The sequence below is a fragment of the Rubellimicrobium rubrum genome, assembly GCF_006152115.1.
Taxonomy (GTDB): Bacteria; Pseudomonadota; Alphaproteobacteria; order Rhodobacterales; family Rhodobacteraceae; genus Rubellimicrobium; species Rubellimicrobium rubrum.
The window spans coordinates 1-18611 of the sequence record NZ_VDFU01000003.1 but is presented as its reverse complement, the minus strand read 5'-3'; the positions used below and the strand labels follow the sequence as shown (position 1 = coordinate 18611).

At 67.5% G+C, this 18611-nt stretch carries 20 protein-coding genes and 1 tRNA gene; 6 read left to right on the top strand and 15 right to left on the bottom strand.

Features of this window, described 5'->3' with window-relative positions; all coding sequences use genetic code 11:
- Window positions 1–85: 85 nt before the first annotated feature.
- Together FHG66_RS03165 and ygfZ are read left to right on the top strand one after the other, a co-directional pair.
- Complete coding sequence (locus FHG66_RS03165; protein WP_139075252.1) at window positions 86–1930, top strand: ABC transporter ATP-binding protein; 1845 nt, start codon at window positions 86–88, stop codon at window positions 1928–1930.
- Window positions 1930–2688 carry a CAF17-like 4Fe-4S cluster assembly/insertion protein YgfZ gene (gene ygfZ, locus FHG66_RS03160; protein WP_139075251.1) on the top strand — a complete coding sequence of 253 codons (759 nt, stop codon included), beginning with the start codon at window positions 1930–1932 and terminating at the stop codon, window positions 2686–2688. Before FHG66_RS03165 ends, ygfZ begins: the two co-directional genes overlap by 1 nt.
- On the opposite strand, the gene FHG66_RS03155 is transcribed toward ygfZ, so the two are convergent.
- The gene (locus tag FHG66_RS03155; RefSeq protein ID WP_139075250.1) at window positions 2656–3495 is read right to left on the bottom strand and encodes an inositol monophosphatase family protein; all 840 of its coding nucleotides are present in this window, start codon (window positions 3493–3495) and stop codon (window positions 2656–2658) included. The two genes, ygfZ and FHG66_RS03155, sit on opposite strands and share 33 nt — an antisense overlap.
- Window positions 3488–4051 carry an elongation factor P gene (efp, locus tag FHG66_RS03150; protein WP_139075249.1) on the bottom strand — a complete coding sequence of 188 codons (564 nt, stop codon included), beginning with the start codon at window positions 4049–4051 and terminating at the stop codon, window positions 3488–3490. Before efp ends, FHG66_RS03155 begins: the two co-directional genes overlap by 8 nt.
- Before the next feature lie 238 nt (window positions 4052–4289).
- Here efp and FHG66_RS03145 point away from each other — a divergent pair, with 238 nt between their 5' ends.
- Together FHG66_RS03145 and FHG66_RS03140 are read left to right on the top strand one after the other, a co-directional pair.
- Entirely contained in the window at window positions 4290–4613 is a 324-nt protein-coding gene (locus FHG66_RS03145) for a DUF6280 family protein (protein ID WP_139075248.1), read from the top strand.
- Between the two features lie 72 nt (window positions 4614–4685).
- Window positions 4686–6140, top strand: a complete 1455-nt coding sequence (locus FHG66_RS03140) for a cobyric acid synthase (RefSeq protein ID WP_139075247.1) — start codon at window positions 4686–4688, stop codon at window positions 6138–6140.
- Between the two features lie 3 nt (window positions 6141–6143).
- On the opposite strand, the gene FHG66_RS03135 is transcribed toward FHG66_RS03140, so the two are convergent.
- The 3 genes from FHG66_RS03135 to FHG66_RS03125 are packed head-to-tail and all read right to left on the bottom strand — an operon-like array spanning window position 6144 to window position 8842.
- Window positions 6144–6698 (bottom strand): hypothetical protein, encoded by a 555-nt coding sequence (locus FHG66_RS03135; protein WP_139075246.1) that lies wholly within the window; start codon window positions 6696–6698, stop codon window positions 6144–6146.
- 60 nt (window positions 6699–6758) lie between these two features.
- Window positions 6759–8150, bottom strand: coding sequence for a TolC family outer membrane protein (locus tag FHG66_RS03130; protein WP_139075245.1), 1392 nt, complete (start codon window positions 8148–8150; stop codon window positions 6759–6761).
- A 38-nt stretch (window positions 8151–8188) separates the two neighbouring features.
- Window positions 8189–8842 (bottom strand): protein-L-isoaspartate O-methyltransferase family protein, encoded by a 654-nt coding sequence (locus FHG66_RS03125; RefSeq protein WP_139075244.1) that lies wholly within the window; start codon window positions 8840–8842, stop codon window positions 8189–8191.
- Window positions 8843–9160: 318 nt separating this feature from the next.
- On the opposite strand from FHG66_RS03125, the gene FHG66_RS03120 reads away from it, so the two are divergent.
- Window positions 9161–9234, top strand: a tRNA-Cys gene (locus tag FHG66_RS03120).
- An 824-nt stretch (window positions 9235–10058) separates the two neighbouring features.
- On the opposite strand, the gene FHG66_RS03115 is transcribed toward FHG66_RS03120, so the two are convergent.
- From FHG66_RS03115 to FHG66_RS03080, 9 genes are all read right to left on the bottom strand, one after another.
- Complete coding sequence (locus FHG66_RS03115; RefSeq protein WP_139075243.1) at window positions 10059–10382, bottom strand: Dabb family protein; 324 nt, start codon at window positions 10380–10382, stop codon at window positions 10059–10061.
- A gap of 2 nt (window positions 10383–10384) precedes the next feature.
- Entirely contained in the window at window positions 10385–11644 is a 1260-nt protein-coding gene (locus tag FHG66_RS03110) for a glycerate kinase type-2 family protein (protein WP_425471697.1), read from the bottom strand.
- 68 nt (window positions 11645–11712) lie between these two features.
- The gene (locus FHG66_RS03105; protein WP_139075242.1) at window positions 11713–12396 is read right to left on the bottom strand and encodes an NnrU family protein; all 684 of its coding nucleotides are present in this window, start codon (window positions 12394–12396) and stop codon (window positions 11713–11715) included.
- Complete coding sequence (locus FHG66_RS03100) at window positions 12393–12623, bottom strand: NnrT protein (protein ID WP_139075241.1); 231 nt, start codon at window positions 12621–12623, stop codon at window positions 12393–12395. Before FHG66_RS03100 ends, FHG66_RS03105 begins: the two co-directional genes overlap by 4 nt.
- Window positions 12620–12793 (bottom strand): hypothetical protein, encoded by a 174-nt coding sequence (locus FHG66_RS21475; RefSeq protein ID WP_176556110.1) that lies wholly within the window; start codon window positions 12791–12793, stop codon window positions 12620–12622. The genes FHG66_RS03100 and FHG66_RS21475 overlap by 4 nt, the downstream gene beginning before the upstream one ends.
- 2 nt (window positions 12794–12795) lie before the next feature.
- Entirely contained in the window at window positions 12796–14718 is a 1923-nt protein-coding gene (locus tag FHG66_RS03095) for a nitric oxide reductase activation protein NorD (protein ID WP_139075240.1), read from the bottom strand.
- A 5-nt stretch (window positions 14719–14723) separates the two neighbouring features.
- Complete coding sequence (locus FHG66_RS03090) at window positions 14724–15521, bottom strand: CbbQ/NirQ/NorQ/GpvN family protein (protein WP_139075239.1); 798 nt, start codon at window positions 15519–15521, stop codon at window positions 14724–14726.
- 3 nt (window positions 15522–15524) lie between these two features.
- Window positions 15525–16880, bottom strand: a complete 1356-nt coding sequence (locus tag FHG66_RS03085) for a cbb3-type cytochrome c oxidase subunit I (protein WP_139075238.1) — start codon at window positions 16878–16880, stop codon at window positions 15525–15527.
- Window positions 16881–16895: 15 nt separating this feature from the next.
- Window positions 16896–17348, bottom strand: a complete 453-nt coding sequence (locus FHG66_RS03080) for a c-type cytochrome (RefSeq protein ID WP_139075237.1) — start codon at window positions 17346–17348, stop codon at window positions 16896–16898.
- Between the two features lie 144 nt (window positions 17349–17492).
- On the opposite strand from FHG66_RS03080, the gene FHG66_RS03075 reads away from it, so the two are divergent.
- Window positions 17493–17696 (top strand): DUF1858 domain-containing protein, encoded by a 204-nt coding sequence (locus tag FHG66_RS03075; RefSeq protein WP_139075236.1) that lies wholly within the window; start codon window positions 17493–17495, stop codon window positions 17694–17696.
- A gap of 32 nt (window positions 17697–17728) precedes the next feature.
- On the opposite strand, the gene FHG66_RS03070 is transcribed toward FHG66_RS03075, so the two are convergent.
- Window positions 17729–18424: a Crp/Fnr family transcriptional regulator gene (locus FHG66_RS03070; protein ID WP_139075235.1), complete on the bottom strand. Its 696-nt coding sequence runs from the start codon at window positions 18422–18424 to the stop codon at window positions 17729–17731.
- Window positions 18425–18611: the final 187 nt, after the last annotated feature.

The following is an 18611-nucleotide window of genomic DNA, read 5'->3' as shown; positions in this document are numbered from 1 at the left end:
CGCCAGCGGGCAGCCCGCCTTGCCCCGGAAGGCCGCTCCGCATAGACGCGCGCCAGGAACGACAGGCTGGATCCCGCGTGAACCGATGTCATCACAGAACGCCCGGCATGACGCGGCTTTGCGAGCGTCCCTTCGCAGCGGACCCCGCCCGGTGATCGAGCCGAGCCCGCGCAACCTGTTCGGCTGGCTATGGCGCGGCTATCTGCGGCCGCACTGGCGGTGGATGGGCCTGGGGCTCCTGCTCATGGCCATCGAGGGGGCGACGCTCGGCCTTTTCGCCAGCCGGATGGAGCCGATGTTCGACGACGTCTTCGTCCAGGGCAACCAAGGTGCCATCTGGACCGTCGGCCTGTCCATCGCAGGCATCTTCGCCCTGCGCGCCCTGTCCTCGGCGGCACAGAAGGTGGTCATCACCCGCGTGAACGAGCAGGTCGCCGCGTCGCTGCGCCGCGACCTCATGCGGCATCTCATGACGCTCGACAGCGTCTTTCACCTCCGTCACCCACCCGGCACGCTGATCGAACGGGTGCAGGGCGATGTGCAGGCCACCAATTCGGTCTGGACGGCGCTGATCACCGGGATCGGTCGCGATGCGGTGGCGCTCACCTCCCTTCTCGCTGTCGCCGTCAGCGTGGATTGGCGGTGGACTCTGGTCGCCTTGGTGGGCGTGCCGCTTCTCGTGCTCCCGTCCCTCCTTGTGCAGCGGTTCGTGCGACGCCGCGCCGGGGCCGCGCGCGAGATCGCAGGACGCATGTCCACGCGACTGGACGAGGTCTTCCATGGGCTCAACGCGATCAAGCTGAACGGACTCGAGGGCTATCAGGCGCGGCGCTACGACGACCTGCTGCGCCGCAGGATCAGCGCCGAGGTCCGGGGCGCGGCCGGACGCGCCGCGATCCCGGCCCTGGTGGACATCATGTCGGGCCTGGGCTTCGTGGGCGTGCTGGCCTACGGCGGCTCCGAGATCATCGCGGGCGAAAAGTCGGTGGGCGAGTTCATGGCCTTCTTCACGGCAATGTCGCTCGCCTTTGAGCCCCTGCGCCGCCTCGCCAACCTGTCGGGGCTGTGGAGCCAGGCTTCGGCCAGCGTAGAGCGGATGCACGCGATCCTGCTGGCCCGGCCCACGATCCTGTCTCCGGCCCAGCCACGACCCGCCCCGGAGGGCGCGCCCGAGATCGTGCTGCGGGACGTGCATCTCGCCTACGGCGACCAGCCGGTGCTGCGTGGCCTGACCTTCACCGCCGAGGCTGGCAAGACCACCGCGCTTGTCGGAGCCTCCGGCGCGGGCAAGAGCACCGTGTTCAACCTGCTGACCCGGCTCGTGGACCCGCAAGGGGGCGATGTGCTGGTGGGCGACGTCCCCCTGCAGGCCATGGACCTCGCGGACCTGCGGCGGCTGTTCAGCGTGGTGTCGCAGGATGCCCTGCTGTTCGACGAAACAGTGCGCGAGAACATCCTGCTCGGCCGCACCGACGTGAGCGAGGAGCGGCTCCGGCATATCGTGGAGGCCGCGCATGTGGCGGACTTCCTGCCCTCCCTGCCCCGGGGGCTCGACAGTCCGGCGGGACCACGCGGCTCGGCGCTGTCGGGCGGCCAGCGGCAGCGGGTGGCCATCGCGCGGGCCCTCCTCCGGGACACGCCGGTGCTTCTTCTCGACGAGGCCACCTCGGCGCTCGACACGCGGTCGGAGACCATCGTGCAGGAGGCGCTGGATCGGCTGTCCTCGGGGCGGACGACGCTGGTCATCGCGCACCGCCTGTCCACCGTCAGGGCGGCGGATCGGATCGTGGTGCTGGATCGGGGCCGCGTCGTGGACCAGGGCACCCATGAGGAGTTGCTGGCGCGCGGGGGCCTTTACGCCGAGCTTCACCGTCTCCAGTTCAGGGATGGGGCCCATCACGGACCGGCGGCCCGGATCGGAGCGGAATGATGAGCGGACGGACGATCATTGAGGTCACGGGACAGGACCGGGAGGATTTTCTCCAGGGTCTCGTCACGAACGACCTGCGCCGCCTGAAGGATGGCCTTGTCTATGCCGCGCTCCTGACCCCGCAGGGCAAGTACCTGGCCGATTTCTTCATCAAGGGCGAGGATGGGCGTATCCTGATCGACGTGGACGAACGGCTCGCCCCTGGGCTGCTGCAACGGCTGTCGATGTACAAGCTTCGGGCGGACGTCCAGTTGGCGCCCAGCGACCTTCTGGTCCGGCGCGGCACGGGTCCGGTTCCCGAGGGCGCCCTGCCCGATCCTCGCCACCCGTCTCTGGGCTGGCGGGTTTATGGGACGGAGGGCGGCGACGACGGCACCGACTGGGACGCCCTGCGGGTCGAGCACCTCATCCCCGAGACAGGCGTGGAACTCACGCCCGAGACCTACATCCTCGAAGCCGGGTTCGAGCGGCTCCATGGCGTCGATTTCCGCAAGGGCTGCTACGTAGGCCAGGAGGTCACGGCCCGGATGAAGCACAAGACCGAACTGCGGAAAGGCCTGACGCGCGTGGCCGTCGAAGGCCCGGCCCCCGCAGGTACGCCCATCGTCTCGGAGGGACGCGAGGCGGGCACGCTGTTCACCCGGTCGGGCGGGCAGGCAATCGCGCATCTCCGCTTCGATTGGGCGCGGGACGGCATGACGGCGGGCGAGGCCCGCGTGACGCCCTTAGCCGAGAAAGGCGAAACGCCGGGCCAATGAATCCCAGGCGGCCTGCGACCCGGCGCTGAGCAGCACGCCCTTCAGGCGGTTTGCATCATACCGGCTGCCATCCAGGAACCGGGCCACGCCGCCCGCCGCCTCGACCGCGAGGACGCCGGCGGCATGATCCCAAGGATGCGGGACGGGGCCGGACAGGCAGAACTCGGCGTGACCCTGGGCGACCATGCGGTATTCATGCAGCGCGCAGCGAAGGCCGGTGATCCGCATGAAATCCGGAAACTCGGCCACGATGCGGGTCCGGTCGTCCTTGCCGAACAGCCCGAGCGGCAGGTAGCCGGTCAGCCGTTCGTCCCGCGCCTCCGAGGAGGTGGACAATGGACGCGACGTCCCCAGCCCGGTGACGAAGGAGGCGGGCGCATCGGGCGCAGCCTCTATCCAGTCGTCCATCACGGGGTCGTACAGGAGGCCCCAGACCGGCACCCCGTGCCGGAGCACCGCCACCAGCACCCCGAACACCGCCAAGCCCTTGGCAAAGTTCCACGTCCCGTCCACGGGGTCGATGACCACGCAAAGATCGGCGCCGCCCATCGCGGCGCGCAGGGACGGATCGGCAGCGACGCTCTCCTCGCCCAAGGCCACGGCCTCGGGCCAGGCGGCACGGATAGCGGCGCTGATCTGCGCCTCGGCCTCGGTGTCCGCCAGGGTCACGAGATCGGCAGGACCGGATTTGGTCGAGATGTCCGAAGGCTGGAGCGCCCGAAAGCGCGGCATGATGCGCTGCCGCGCAGCCTCGCGCACCGCAGCAAGGAGGAGATCGCGCTGGGCGGAGGTGATCCCCTCAGGCACGCTCGGAATATTCCATGGATTCGGTGTTGACGATGACCCGCTCCCCTTCCCCGATGAAGGGCGGGACCAGGATGCGCAGCCCGTTGTCGAGCATGGCCGGCTTGAAGCTGTTGGCGGCGGTCTGGCCGCGCTGCACAGGATCGGTCGACGCGATGATGCAGGTCACCTTGGGCGGGAGCGCGACGTTCAGGGCTTCGTCCCCGACATACTCGATGCGCACCGTCATGCCGTCTTGGAGGAAGGGCCGACGCTCCCCCAGGAGGTCGGCCGAAAGCTCGATCTGTTCGAAGGTGGAACTGTCCATGAACGTCAGCATGCCGTCGGCTTCGTAAAGGAACTGCTGGTCCTTCTTTTCCAGTTCGACGGTCTCGACCTTGTCGGCGCTCCGGAAGCGTTCGTTGAGCTTGCGACCGTCACGAAGGTTCTTGAGCTCCACCTGCGCGAAGGCGCCGCCCTTTCCAGGCTTCACATGATCCACCTTCACGGCCGCCCAAAGGCCTCCGTCATGGTCCAGGATGGCGCCGGGTCGGATCTCGTTGCCATTGATCTTGGCCATGAAAGGCGTCCTATGACGAAATCGTGATCAGGGTTGACCACTTAGGCGATGCCCCCATATCGCCGGAGGCTCTGCTTGACAAGACAAGCTGTGACACGTCGGCAGGACACACAGCCATGCCCCATTCACATGGCAGCCATGCTGAATGAGCACCCCTCAAACCGACTCCGATAGGTAGTTTGCCTCGGCGTTCGGGGACCGCAAGAGAAAATAACAATAACGCGAAAAAGGAAGCGACATGAAGGATTTCATCGACGGCACCGCCTACAACAACGAGCAGGGCAACCGTGCGCGCAAGCTTTTTGCCGCTGTTGTGCTTGCTGCGTTGGACGATGCCATCGCCGATGACAAGAAATTCGGCAACGGGCCCGAGCAGATTGCTCGCTGGGCGCGTTCGAAGGACGGTCGCGAAGTCCTGACCTGCGCTGGCATCGACCCTAACGAGCGGGTGGTGCAAGGTCTCATGGACTTTGTGTCCAAGGGTGTCCGCACGTCTGTCGCCCTTTCCCGCGAGGAAAGCGAGCGTCGCCACGCCGCCGAGGAAGAAGCGCGCGCGGCCTGATCCGTTTCCTTGTTTCCCAGTCCTGACGCGGTCCTTCGGGACCGCGTTTTTTGTTGCCTGCAAGGAGGGCCGATGCCCAAGGCGATCATGATCCAGGGTGCGGGCTCGAATGTTGGAAAGTCCATGCTGGTGGCGGGGCTGACGCGGGCGTTCCATCGCCGCGGACTGGCGGTCGCTCCCTTCAAGCCCCAGAACATGTCGAACAACGCTGCCGTGACGGCTGACGGCGGAGAGATCGGTCGCGCGCAGGCCCTTCAGGCACGGGCGGCGGGACTGGAGCCTTTGACGGACATGAATCCCGTCCTGCTCAAGCCCGAAACCGACACAGGGTCGCAGGTTGTCGTTCAGGGCCGGCGACTGGCCAGCGTCCGGGCGCGTGACTACGCGGCGTTGAAGCCGCAACTGATGGCCCCGGTCCTGGACAGCTTCCGGCGCCTTGGACATGAGCGCGACCTGATCGTCGTCGAAGGAGCCGGCAGCCCGGCAGAGGTCAACCTGCGCGCCGGCGACATCGCGAACATGGGCTTTGCACAGGCGGCCGGGGTGCCCGTGGTCCTGGTCGGCGACATCGACCGGGGGGGCGTGATCGCGCAGCTCGTAGGCACCCACGCCGTTCTGGACCCAGAGGACCGGGCCATGATCCGGGCCTTTGCCGTCAACAAGTTTCGTGGGGACCCCTCGCTCTTCGACGATGGATTTCGGCTCATTGCAGAGCGAACCGGCTGGGTGGGCCTAGGCGTCGTCCCATGGTTCGAGAACGCGTGGCGTCTTCCGGCCGAGGACATCCTTGACCTAGGGCAGCGGAAGACATCCGGCAGCATCAGGATCGCCGTGCCGCGCTTCCGCCGCATCGCGAACTTCGACGACCTCGATCCCCTTGCAGCCACCCCCGGCGTGTCGGTCGAGATCATCCCGCCGGGCCACCCCCTGCCCGGTAACGCGGACCTTGTCCTGCTCCCGGGCTCCAAGACCACCATCGCCGATCTTGCCGATCTGCGCGTCCAGGGCTGGGACGTCGATCTCCTGGCGCATCGGCGCCGGGGCGGGCGCATCCTGGGCATCTGCGGCGGGTACCAGATGCTCGGGCGGCGAATCGAAGACCCCGATGGCTTGGAAGGTCCGCCGGGCGGTGTCGACGGACTTGGATTTCTCGACGTGACGACAGTGATGGGCCGGGACAAGCGACTGGCTCGGGCTTCCGGGGTTCACCGAACCACGGGTGCCCCGGTCGAAGGTTACGAAATTCATCTGGGACGCACCGAAGGACCGGATCTGGCGCGGCCCTGGCTGGACCTTGGGGGCCGCCCCGAGGGCGCGGAGTCCCCGGATGGTCGGGTTCGGGGAACCTACCTCCATGGGATCTTCGCGGCCGATGCCTTTCGGGGTGCGATGCTGGCCGAGCTGGGCCAGCCGGCCGAGGCCTTTGACTGGAGCGGGCAGGTCGAGTCCACGTTGGATGATCTGGCCGCGCATGTCGCACGCCACATCGATCTTGACGCCCTCCTGGGCCTCGCGGCAGAGGTGTGACCCTCAGATCTTGGCGTCTGGATCGAGGGTGCGGAGCAGTTCCTGGCGGATGATCTTGCGGAGGTTCCGCGTCACCCTTTCCCCGAACTCGCCGCGAAGCTCATCCCGAACGATTTCGACGATCAGCGCCCGCAGGGCTGCCTGGTCCTGCCCTGCCATCAGATCGGCATGACCACTGGCCAAGGAGCCTGGCGGGCCGTCCGCATCCGGTGACGCGCCCTGCTCATGGCGATCGGTCGCATCCTGCGCCGTGCTCCCGGTCGAAGCCTTTTCGGGAATGCGCACGGTCAGAGCACCGAACTCGACTGCTGGCTGCGGAGTGGCGAGGAGGGACGCCTTCTGGGAGGCATCTTCTTCAAGGATCAACGGCGCCGCAGCCGATGATCCCGTCAAAGGTGAGTCGGCTGACCCCTCACCGACGCGGAGGGATGGCATGAGAACGAGCCGCCCCGGGGGGGTCACGTCGGCCGGCACCGGTTCGGGCCGGGTGTCGCTGATCAGCCGCCGAATGGACAGGAGCACATTCTCGACCTCGGAATGGCTGGTCGGCTTGGACATCAGAGCATCCTCCCTGCACCCCGGACCCTCAATAGCCAGGGAACGGCCTTGCAGCAGGCGTCAGTTCCCGGCGCCAATCGCCTCGAGCACCCGATCGAGCGCCCTGCCCTGCTCCGAAGCGCTCGACGGTGCGTCATCGACGAGATTGTAGTAGGCGGTCGGGTCGTAGGTCTGCACGTTGAGGCCAAGGTTCTGCACGTTGAGAAGCCCCATGGCGGACAGGAGCTGGTAACTGGCCAGCGTCTCGTCGATCTCGGCCGAGACGACGTTGGCCCGGGCATCAAGAAGGTCTTGCTCGGCGTCGAGCACGTCGAGCGTCGTCCGGGCTCCCAAGGTGGCCTCCTCGCGCACGCCCTCGAACGCGATCTGGGCTGCGCGGACCTGCTCCACGAACGCACCGCGGCTGGATCGGGACACCTCGAGAGAGGCGTAGCTGTTCCCCACCGCCTGGACGATGTCGCGGGCCGTCTCCAGAAGATCACCCCGCGCCGCGTCCCGTCGAGCCTGGAACTGCCTGACCTGGGAAGCGAGGGCTCCGCCTCGATAAATGGGACCCGAGGCCGACAGCCCGACCCCGAGCGTTTCCTCGAAGTCCTGGTTGACCTCGGCCTGAGCGCTCAGCGAAAGGTTAGGACGCGTTGCCGCCTCGGCCTGCGCTATGCCGATCTCGGCGGCCGCGACCTCGTGCTGGGCCTGCAGAAGCGCTGGATGGGTCCGTTGCGCAATGGCCTGCGCCTCGTCCAGGCTTTGCGGGATCGCGGCGGGCGTCGCGGGCGCGAGGTCGCGCGGGACCTGACCCACCGCCGCCTGATAGTCTGCAATGGCCTGGGCCAAGTTGCCCTGCTCGGCCACAAGCTGGCTCCGCGCGGAGGCGAGCTGCGCCTCGGCCAGCGCGACGTCGGTCCGCGTCACTTCGCCCACTTCGAAGCGGTCCTGGGCTGCCCGCAACTCTTGGGTGATGACCCGAACGTTGTTCTCGCGCAGGCTCACGAAGGCGCTTGAACGACGCACCTCCTGATAGGCGCTGACGATGGAAAGGAGAACCTGCTGCTCCACATTGCGAAGCGACTCGCGGGTGGCCAAGACGGTCTCTTTCTGGGCTTCCACCGTCAGCCGGCGTCCGCCCGCGTCATAAAGCGTCAGGCTCGCGCTCAGGCCAAGGCTCGCCGACCGGCCCAGGTTCAGCGTGTTCACGCCCGAAGACCCGAACGGCGTGGTCTGTTCCGCATAGCTAAGGCTGCGCGATAAATCGGCGGTCCAGTTGACGATGGGCCTGAGGGACGCCACGGCTTGGGCCACATCCTCATCGGCCGCTCTCAGCAGGGCGCGATACTGATCGACCAGGCCGGACGCTTCGTAGCCTGTCGCCAAGGCATCGGCCAACGTCTCGGCCTGGACGCTTCCTGTCCAAAGAACGAGCGTGGCAAGGGCCCCGCGGATGATGTTGCGCATCGAATCTGCCTCCGCCTGTCCCTGTCGTTGTTCCGCCGTCAAAGCACGAAGGCGGTCGTCCGTCCGAAGCCGGGGAGCACCGCCGCCCCGGCGTTGAAGGCATAGCGCCAATGCACCTGCCCTCCTTCTCGCCGCCCGAGCCGGGCGATGCCCAGGGCCTCCTCGACGAAAAGCGCGCCGATGCGCCCGTTCTCCGCCAATTGGGCCAGGATCGAGTCGGGGACGGTTTCGACAGCCCCTTCGATCAGGATCACGTCGTAGGGCGCGAAATCCGGCGCACCGTCGGTCAGCGGCCCATGATGCACGCGCGCGTTGGCTGCGCCCTGGGCGGCCAAGATCGACGCGGCCTCGGCAGCGCGGGCGGTGTCATCCTCGACGCCGATCACCTGCGCGCCCATCCGCTCCATCACGGCAGCACCGTACCCAAGCCCGGTCGCCACATCCAGCACACGCTCGCCCGGCTGGATGTCGAGATTCTCGAGAAGCTTGGCCAGAGTGCGGGGCTCAAGCAGCACGCGTCCTGGTCCCAGGACGACGTTCTCGCCGAGATAGGCCGCCTCGCGGCGCGATTCGGGCACGAAGGCCTCGCGGGGGACGTGCAGCATGGCCTCGATGATCGGAAACCGGGTGACGTCCGAAGGGCGGACCTGAGTGTCCACCATCATCGTGCGGCGGGTCTGAAAATCTGGCAAGGGCGGGACGCTCCGATGTCACAGCTAGAGCGATTGATGGCACAGGGCATCCTCGGGAGCAATCGGTCGAGCGGCCGGACCTGCGCGATGAACTGACCGCGTGGCCCGCAAGCCATCGGCTGTCGCCGCTACAGGCTTGGAGGGCGCTGACCGAGAGGTCCTGGCACGAGCCGTTCCTGCAAGGACCGATGAAGCGCGAAGTCGAGCACGGACCGGCCGAATCGTCGAAGTCGGCCCAGACCTCTCCTCCCTGCTTCGCCAGCGGCCCTGATACGCCCTTGACGCAGGCATCCGGAAAACCTAATCCCCCGACGCGACGGCGAGTTGGCGGAGAGGTTACGCAGCGGATTGCAAATCCGTGTAGACCGGTTCGATTCCGGTACTCGCCTCCATCACTCTCTTCAGGGAAGTGGGCTAATCCCGCATACGGCAGCGTACAAGGTTTGCGGGGTCTACGGGCCCTAGCGTGGCCCAAAGAATGCCACTGAAGGTCGCTCAAGTACGCTCCAGTGCAGAGAAGCTTGGTCCGTTATGTCGGTGAACCCGGCGATCATCCCGTGACCTTGGTTCGCGGACTCAGGGACAGCACGCAGCTAGAGAATGGTGGAGGACGGCGCTGTCGGTGGCGCTGGCAGATCAATCTCCACCGGAAGCAAGCAATCGGACAACACGAACCTGGGTCCATGTACCACCCTGTTCATGAGGGCGCCGAGGCCGGAGATCAGCCGCCCCAAGCCCATGCCATTCCTGAGTGTTTTCATGCAGGACATGAACGACCACTTCGGCGCCTATGATATGCAGGTTACAAGCCGTGGGAGTGCTGTGATCGGAAGCTGTGCGCGCAAACCGAGCAGACTGTATGGGAACGCACCCGTGACTGGGAACTTGGGCACTCGAGGCCGGATGTGGGCATGATTTCGGCTGCCATGGAACGGATGGCTCAGAAGAGGCATTCAGGAGCGGCCCCGGGCCGTTCTCGACCTTGGGGAGTTGGCTGTCAGCTCACGCTTTTGCTACTGCCGTCAGTCCGGGAACGCGAGCGTAGCTCATCGCGCGTCGGAACCTTGAGCGATCGGCTGCAACCATGTGAGGCCCAGACCTTCGAAGCTGCCGGAAGCCAGCCGTGATCGCGGTCCAGCCAAGCGTCCAGCTCGAGGCAGGGACACTCGCCAGAGCACGACCGATCCTTCGGATCCGCTGTCGTCCAGAGGTGCGATCATCCAGAACTGGCCGCATCCTCCAGGTCGTAGACCATGATGCCGTCGTATCCCCCTTCGCAGAGCGCCACGAGCCGAGCCCCCGCATCCTTGTGGCGCGGGTGTCCATCATAGGCGAGGTGAGCCTCGCGGTTGCGAAAGCCGATCACGAAGCCATGGCCATGGCCCGGGCTCTTGCCCTCGTAGTCGCGATTCGGGCCGTGCTGGAAGCTGAGCATCCCATCCACCTCCGAGCGCAGGGCGGCAAGGTCATCCATGACAGTCTGAAGTGCTTGAGGGTCGACGTCGGAGCGAATGGCACAAAAAACGCAGTGGAGCAGCATGTTCAGTTCCCCATGATAAGGATGGCCCGAAAATCATTGACGTTCGTGAGGGTGGGACCGGTGACCACCTGACTACCCAGTGCCGCGAAGAAGCCATGGGCATCGTTGCGTTCCAGCGCCGCCCAGGGATCGAGGCCAAGGCCGCGTGATCGGGCCAGTGTGTCCGGCCCGATCACGGCCCCTGCCACCTCGGCCGCGCCGTCCACGCCATCCGTGTCGCAGGCGATGGCATGAATGCCCGGCGAGCCACCCAGCGCCACAGCTAGCGCCAGCGCGAATTCGGCATTAGGGCCCCCTACGCCATTTCCCCGGCGCGTGACGGTCAGTTCCCCACCTGACAAAAGGACCAACGGCTCGGGGCCCACGGAGCGCTGCAACATCAGAGCCTCGGCTGCCATGGTCCGCGCCACGTCGCGGGCCTCTCCCTCCAGCGCATCGCCCAGGATGCGAACCCTGTAACCGACCGCGCGAGCCTGCTCGGCCGCAGCGGCAAGCGACTGGGCGGGTGCCGCGACCACGCGGTTCTGGACACGGGACAGGCGGGGATCGCCCGGCGGCACCACGTCGGTCGCACCAGCCAAGGCCCGCCGGACAGAGTCCGGCACCTGTATGCCCCAGCGCTCCAGAATGACACCTGCGGCAGCCGAGGAAGACGGCTCGCCAACCGTCGGGCCCGAGCCGATCACGGCGGGGTCGTCGCCCGGCACGTCCGAGATCATGAGGGCGAGCATCCGCGCTGGATAGGCCGTTGCGGCGAGTTGCCCGCCTTTGACCCGGCTGAGGTGCTTGCGGACCGTGTTCATAGCCGAGATCGGCGCGCCGGAGGCCAGCAAGGCGGCGTTCACCGCCTGCTTGTCGGCCAAGGTCACGCCTGGGACCGGCGCTACGAGGAGAGCCGAAGCGCCGCCTGAGATGAGGGCAAGGACGAAGTCGTCCTCGGTCAGGCCGGCAAGGAGGTCGAGCATCCGCCCGGTCGCGGCCTCGCCCGCCGCGTCGGGGACCGGGTGAGAGGCTGAGACGACTTCGATCCCCTGCAACGGTCGTTCGTGGCCATAGCGGGTGATGACCAATCCCTCGCAGGGGCCCCATGCAGATCCGACCGCCTCGGCCATGCGGGCCGACGCCTTGCCCGCGCCGACCACGATAACCCGCCCCGAGGGCCGGGCTGGCAGATGAGCCATCAGGGACCGCATGGGATCCGCGACCTCGATCGCCCGGTCGAAGAGCGCGCGAAGGAAGACAGACGGGTCAGGACTCTGCATCATGCCGTGCAGGAAGCCCGCGTGTTGGGACGTTGGCAAGATGGATCCGGCTCGGGGATCGGCTTCCGTCAAAGCGGCAGGGGCGTGACGCCGATCAGCAGGGGGTGGAGGAGGAGGAGCGCGAGCCAGAGGGCCGCGGCGAGGACGAGCCTTGGCACCAGCGGCTTGCCCTCTTGGTGCCTCCAGGCTGGATCGAGGAGCGGCCGGACGGACAAGATCGAGGTCACGGCGAAGTAGTCGCGAGCCTCCAAAGGGTCCAGGGCCTGCCTGGCGCGGGCATCGAAGGCTGGCATGGCTGCGAGGCCCATCAGGGCGAAGCCGCCGAACAGGATCACATGAGCGAGGTCCCCGTTCGGGAACAGGTGTGCCCCTGACCAGAGGACGAGCGCCCAGAGCAGGGGATGGCGGGTCAGCGCGGCGAAGCCGGGGCGCTTGGGGTCGAGCTTGGAGACGCGCGGGCCGCCTAGTGTCACCGACTTGGCCGGCAGTCCGCAGGCGGTCAGCGCGATCGCGACAGGCAGCACAAGGTTGGGCACCCAGCGGGTCCATGGGAGTTGCGGCCAGAGATCGATGTATGTGGCGCGTCCGGCGGCCCAGATGACCCAGACCGTGACGGCGAGCGAGATCAGCCCATAGATGGAAAACCAGGCACGGCGTCCCATAACCCAGATCAGCTGTTCGCGGACCCTGGGCCGGGTCGGCACGAAGTGCGTCAGAAGAAAGCCGGCATAGGCCAGCGTGAAGCCGGTCATGCCTCCTCCAGCGTCCCGTCCACTTCCACCATGAGCCGGGTCAGATGCCGCGCGTAGACCCAGGCCGCCGGAAGGCCCAGCGGCAGGCTGAGCCAGAATGCCGTCCAGGGCGTGAGGATGGGCACGCCCACCCAGCCCAGGATCAGCGAGGCGAAGAAGACGTTGAGCCCCATCGCCCCGGCGGCGAAGGGGTAGATCCCGGCCACCAGCCTCCAGGACGGCTTCATCGCCGCGCCACCAGCCAGTGCGCCGCCCCGAGCGACAGCACCAGCCCGGCGCAGGCCAGGGCGTACATGATCTCGGCCTCGGCGGTCATGGGCTGGGGCGCAGCGCTCGATGCGGCTTGGGCCAGGGCCGCGCCGGGCAGAAGGGTCAGGAAGGCGAGAAGAACGCGCATGGTCAGGTCTCCCGTGTGAGTCCGTGATAGATGTCGGGCAAGGCCCGGGAAAGCCGCGCCGGATCGGGCAGCAGCGTGAAGCCCGCGCGTCCGAAGATGCGGGCGAACCAGTCCTGGCCGTCGGCGTCGATGACGACGCCGTGGACGGACTGGCCCAGGGCGCGGGCCTCGCGCACCGCCATGCGGCTGTCCTCGATGCCGTGGACGCCCTCGTAGTGGTCGAGGTCGTTGGGCTTGCCGTCCGTGATGACCAGGAGGAGGCGCTTGGCCGCGCCCTCCTGTGCGAGTTGCGCGGAGGCATGGCGGATCGCGGCGCCCAGGCGGGTGTAATGGCCGGGCCGCAAGGACCCGATCCGGGCCGTGACAGCGGCCGACATCGGCTCGCCGAAGCCCTTGCAGCGGTGCAGGAACACCCGGTCGCGCTTGAGCGAGGAGAAGCCCCAGATCGCGAGCCGGTCGCCCACCTTGTCGAGCCCCATGGCGAGAGCACCAACGGCGTCGCGCGCCGTATCGATGACCGAGCGGTTGCCGGTCACGGCTTCGGTCGAGCGCGAGCAATCCACCAGGAGGGCGACCGCGAGATCCCGCTCCGTCGCGCGCGAGGCCATGTGGATGCGGTCGCTGCCCTGGCCCGTGGCTCGGATCATGGCCTGGGAACTGACCACCGAGTCGAGATCGAGCTCCGAGCCGTCCATCTGCCGGGGCAGCGTGACGCGCCGGGGGTGAAGGGCCTCGAACTGGCGCCGGACGCGGGCGGCCAGGCGCGGGTCGGGGGTGACGGCCCGGGGACCGGGCTCGACGGGGGCCTCCAGCACGCGGGTGTGGTCGGGCATGTAGGTCCGGGCGCGGTGGTTCCACTCGGGGTAGGTGAAGCGGTCCGCGATGCGTTCGTGGTCGGCATCCTGGGGCGCGAGGTCGAGCGACACCCGCAGGCGCGAAGCCGCGCGCTTCCAGTGCTGGCTCAGCGTGATGTGGTCCTGGTCCTCGGCGGCCTTGGCCGCATTGTCCGCGTTGTCGTCGTCGGTCGTCCGGGCGAGGTTGAGGCTCTCGGCCCAGGACAGGATGCCCTCGAAGCGGTACAGGATGAAGCTGTCGCGGCGGTTGGCCTGGTCGAGGTCGCGGCGCTCGCCCTTCTTGCGCGACGACACGGCGGCGCCTTGGGGGCCGGTGCTTGCGGGATCCTGGGTCTCGGCGGCGCCGCGGCCCGGGGCGCGGGCTTCCAGCCGGGGCCAGATGGGGACGGGGGTCATGGGCACATAGCCGCGAGGCGCCTTGAGGGTGCCGGCCTCCAGGTCGCGCAGGAGCGCCTGGGCGCGGTCGGATGTCCACGGGGCGACGGCGAGCACCAGCCGGGCGAGTTCCTCGACGGCGCGTTCTGCGCCACTGGCGGGCTGGGCGTCCCGGCTCATCAGGAGGTGAGCCGACATGGCCGCTGCCGCGGGCGCGAGGCCGGGGCAGAGCTCGCGAAGGCGGCGGTCCGCCTCACGCATGGCCTGGAGCTGGAGGAGGTCGGCGACCAGGGGGTCGTCATGCCGCGGGAGGGGCTCGGACACGGCCGCGAGGGCCGCCAGCCAAAGGTAGGCGGCGCGATTGAGCGCACGCGACGGGAACACGGCCATCTGCGGGGGCAGGCGCAGCCGCTCGCCGTCGAAGGTGGCGCGGTGCTCCTTGGGCCAAACGCCGGCCACCTGCTCGGACAGCCGCCGCCGGCGCGCGACCACGGTCTCGGGCGCGGGGCCGATCTCCACGCTGCCCGCGCCACCCAGGCCCCGAACGAGCATGGCCACAGAGGCCCGCATCTCCTCGAGCGTGACCGCCTGGTCCGTCGTGCCCTGCTCGGGTGCGGCGAGGCGGCTGGCCCAGTCGTGCCACAGATTGCCGACGAAATCTTCGGGCTCCATGAGGTCGAGGGCGGCGTGGAGCATGGCGGTCACCCGAAGACGGTGGCGGCGAGGTCGCGCAGCGCCTGCTGCGTGTCCGTGTCGTCGCTGAGGGGCTCGATGATGGCGGCCTCGAGAGCGCGGGCGACGGACATGCCGCCCGCGATCAGGGTGCCGGCGTAGACCAGCAGCCGGGTCGAGACACCCTCCTCCAGGTCCATGCCCGAGAGCTTGCGGACATGGCCCGCAAGGCGGACCAGCGCCTTGGCGCGGCCCTCGTCGAGACGCGTCTCGTGGACGAGGATGCGCTGCTCCAGTTCGGGCTCGGGGAAGTCGAAGCCGATCGACAGGAAGCGCTGGCGGGTGGACGGCTTCAGCTTCTTGAGGATGTTCTGGTAGCCGGGGTTGTAGCTCGCGACGAGCATGAAGTTCGGCGGGGCGTGCAGATCCTCGCCGGTGCGGTCGATGAACAGCCGCCGCCGGTCGTCGGTGAGCGGGTGGAGCACCACGGTCACGTCCTTGCGGGCCTCGACCACCTCGTCGAGGTAGCAGATGCCGCCGTCGCGTACGGCGCGGGTCAGCGGCCCGTCGGCCCAGACCGTCTCGCCGCCCTTGAGGAGGTAGCGGCCGATGAGGTCGGCCGCCGAGAGGTCGTCATGGCAGGCGACCGTGTAAAGGGGCAGGTTGAGCCGGGCCGCCATGTGCTCCACGAAGCGCGTCTTGCCGCAGCCTGTGGGCCCCTTCAGGAGAAGGGGCAGACCGTTGGCCTGGGCGGCGGCGAAGACCTCGCATTCGTCGGCGGCGGGTTGGTAGTACGGCACGGCGCGGGTCTGGAGATGGGCGTTCATCGGTCATTCTCCCGGTTGCAGGGATGGGCGGACGGCGGGGCCGGGCGCGACGATCTCGCGCCGGACGGCGACCTGCGAGTAGATGAACAGGAGTGCCCCGAGGACGACCGCCGCACCCGCGCCGAAGCGCATGACGTAGAAGAGCACGAGCTGGTCCTGGACCTCCATGTAGTACAGGCCCATCACGCGCTGGAGGTGCGTCTGCACCGTGCCGGCGAAGGTCAGCGTGAAGGTCATGAAGGCCACGCCGCCGGTCATCAGCCAGAAGCTCGTGATGTTGAGCACCTGGTTGTAGGGCTCACGGTTGCGCAGGACCGGGATGGCGTAGGACATGATCGCGAGGTTGATGCAGACATAGGCGCCGTAGAAGGCCAGGTGCCCGTGGGCCGCGGTTACCTGCGTGCCGTGGGTGTAGTAGTTCACCCCGTGTAGCGTGTGCAGGAAGCCCCAAACACCCGCGCCGAAGAAGGCCACGGTGGCCGAGCCCAGCGACCACAGGAGAGCGGCCTTGTTGGGGTGGTTCTTGCGGCCCTTCCAGACCATGACGAAGCTGAACGTCATCATCGCGAAGAACGGGGCCACCTCGAAGGTCGAGAAGACGGAGCCCACCCACTGCCAGTACCCCGGCGCGCCGATCCAGAAGTAGTGGTGCCCGGTGCCCAGGATGCCCGAGAAGAGCGCCATGGCGACGATGACGTAAAGCCACTTCTCGATCACCTCGCGGTCCACGCCGGTGAGCTTGAGCATGAGAAAGCCCAGGATCGCCGCCATGACCAGCTCCCAGGTCGCTTCGACCCAGAGGTGGACCACGAACCACCAGTACATCTTGTCCAGCGCCAGGTTGTCGGGGTTGATGATGGCAAAGACCCACAGGAGCGACAGCAGCCACAGCCCCAGAAGCAGGATGTTGGTGATCGCGGTCTTGCGGCCCGCAAGCGAGGTCATGGTGATGTTGAACAGAAAGATCAGCGCCGCCACGAGGATGCCGTACTTGACCCAGAGCGGCTGCTCGAGGAACTCGCGCCCGCCATGGATGCGGAACAGGTAGCCCGCCACCGCGGCCAGGGTGCCCGCCGTGAGGATGGCGAGCTGGACCCAAGCCAGCTTGACCGAGAAGAGCTCGCGCTCGGCCTCTTCGGGCACGAGGTAGTAGGCCGCGCCAAAGAAGCCCAGCAACGTCCAGACCACCAGCGCGTTGGTGTGGATCATGCGGACGATGCTGAACGGGAGCAGCTCGGACAGCGTGTTGGGGGCGACATAGATCCAGGCCGCGAGGAGCCCCGCGAAGACCTGGACCGCGAACAGCAGGAGCGCGACGCCGAAGTAGGCCAGCGCGACGTGTTGGGATTTGTACTTCATGATGTCGATCTTTCCTCAGCCGGCGTCGTTGGGCGGCCAGCCCTGAAGGTCGGTGTGATCGGCCCAGCGCAGGAACTCGGCCAGGCCGCGGGTCTCGTCTTCGGTCAGGTCGAAGAACGGCATCTGGCGCCGGCCCTCGGCCCCCGAAGGCTGCGCCTTGATCCAGCCGTCGAGGATCTCGTAGGCCCCCTCGGGATCGTCGGTCACACCCCAGCGGGTCATGACGTTGCTGAGCTCGGGGGCGAAGTAGGCGCCTTCGCCCGAGAGCGAATGGCAGTTGATGCAGCTGTTCTCCTCCCAGACATGCTTGCCCAGGACGACCTCGTCGGTCAGCGGCATCCCGGCCGTGGAGGTGGTGACGATGTAGTGGTGGCTGTGGACGACCATGGCCACGAAGACGGCCGCGAAGAACAGCGAGCCTCCGTAGAACACGTTCCGCGCCCTGGCCTTGGTCAGGTATTCCGACATGGAGCTCTCCGGCAGACGTTCTAGTCCGACAGGTCTTAGCCGAGCCGATGCGCGTCGAGTTTGATGCAACGCAAAGAAGGACAGATTACCTGGGATGATCCTGACCGGACCCGGCCCCATGGCCGGACCCCCCAAGGATGAGCCATGCGACGCCCTTCCATCGACGATCCGGACCTGCCACTGGCGCGCCTGTTCGAGCACTGGCCCGCGACAGCGGAAGCGTTCCTCGAGCGCAGGATGCTCTGCTTCGGCTGCCCGATCGCGCCGTTCCACACCGTGATCGACGCCGTGCAGGAATACCGCCTGGACGAGGACGAGTTCCGGGCGCGGCTGCGCGCAGCCGTCTGACCCCGTGGCCGCCCCTTTGGCCGGGCGTCGCGCTACCCCGTCGCGCCCGACAGGATCACGAGGCGGTGGGGCGCGGTCACCACGATATGCTTGCGTCGGCTTTCCACGATGCCGTCGCGCTCCCAGGCCGACAGCAGTCGGCTCACGGTATGAAGCGTGGTGCCCGTCATCTCGGCGATGTTGGCGCGGGTCACGGGAAACGCGATCTCGATCCCACCCTCCACCTTGCGCCCGCTCTGGTTGACCATGCGCAGCACGCAGGCCGCCACGCGCTGCTCCACCGCCTTGGTGGCGAGTTCCGTGACATGGTCATGCAGCTCCTGGAAACGCTGCCCCATGGCGCTCATGGCATGGCTGGCGAAGCCCGGGTACCGTTCCAGAAAGACGGCCCACAGCCGAACCGGCCACGCCAAGGTGAGAGACTCGCTCGCCGATAGGGCCGAGGCGGGATAGGTCGGGCGACCAAGCGCCGGCGCAATGCCGATGAGCTGGCCGGGCGGAATGTGCCGGAGAATCACCTGCTCTCCCGTCGGAGTCGTGCGGACCACGCGCACGAAGCCGTCCAGCAGAAGGAAGAAGCGGTCGGCCTCCTCGCCCTCGCGAAAGATCTCGGACCCTTCGTCGTGGCGCTTGGGCACAGCTTGGTCGAGGATCTCGCGAATCTGGTGGCGATCGAGCTTCTGGAACGGTGCCAGCGCAGCGATCAGGCTTTCGTCGAGCTTGGCCACACGTTCCTCCGGAGTTTGCGCAAGATCAATAAACGACCTCGGCGTCCAGTCTATCCCTCCTTTCAAGACGAAACGACACCCCGTGGATAGGACAGTCCGATGCTCACCAAGACCCTCACCGCCGCCGTCTTTGCTCTTCTGGCTGGTGCGGCGGCCGCCACCGAGACCACCCATACCGTGCAGATGC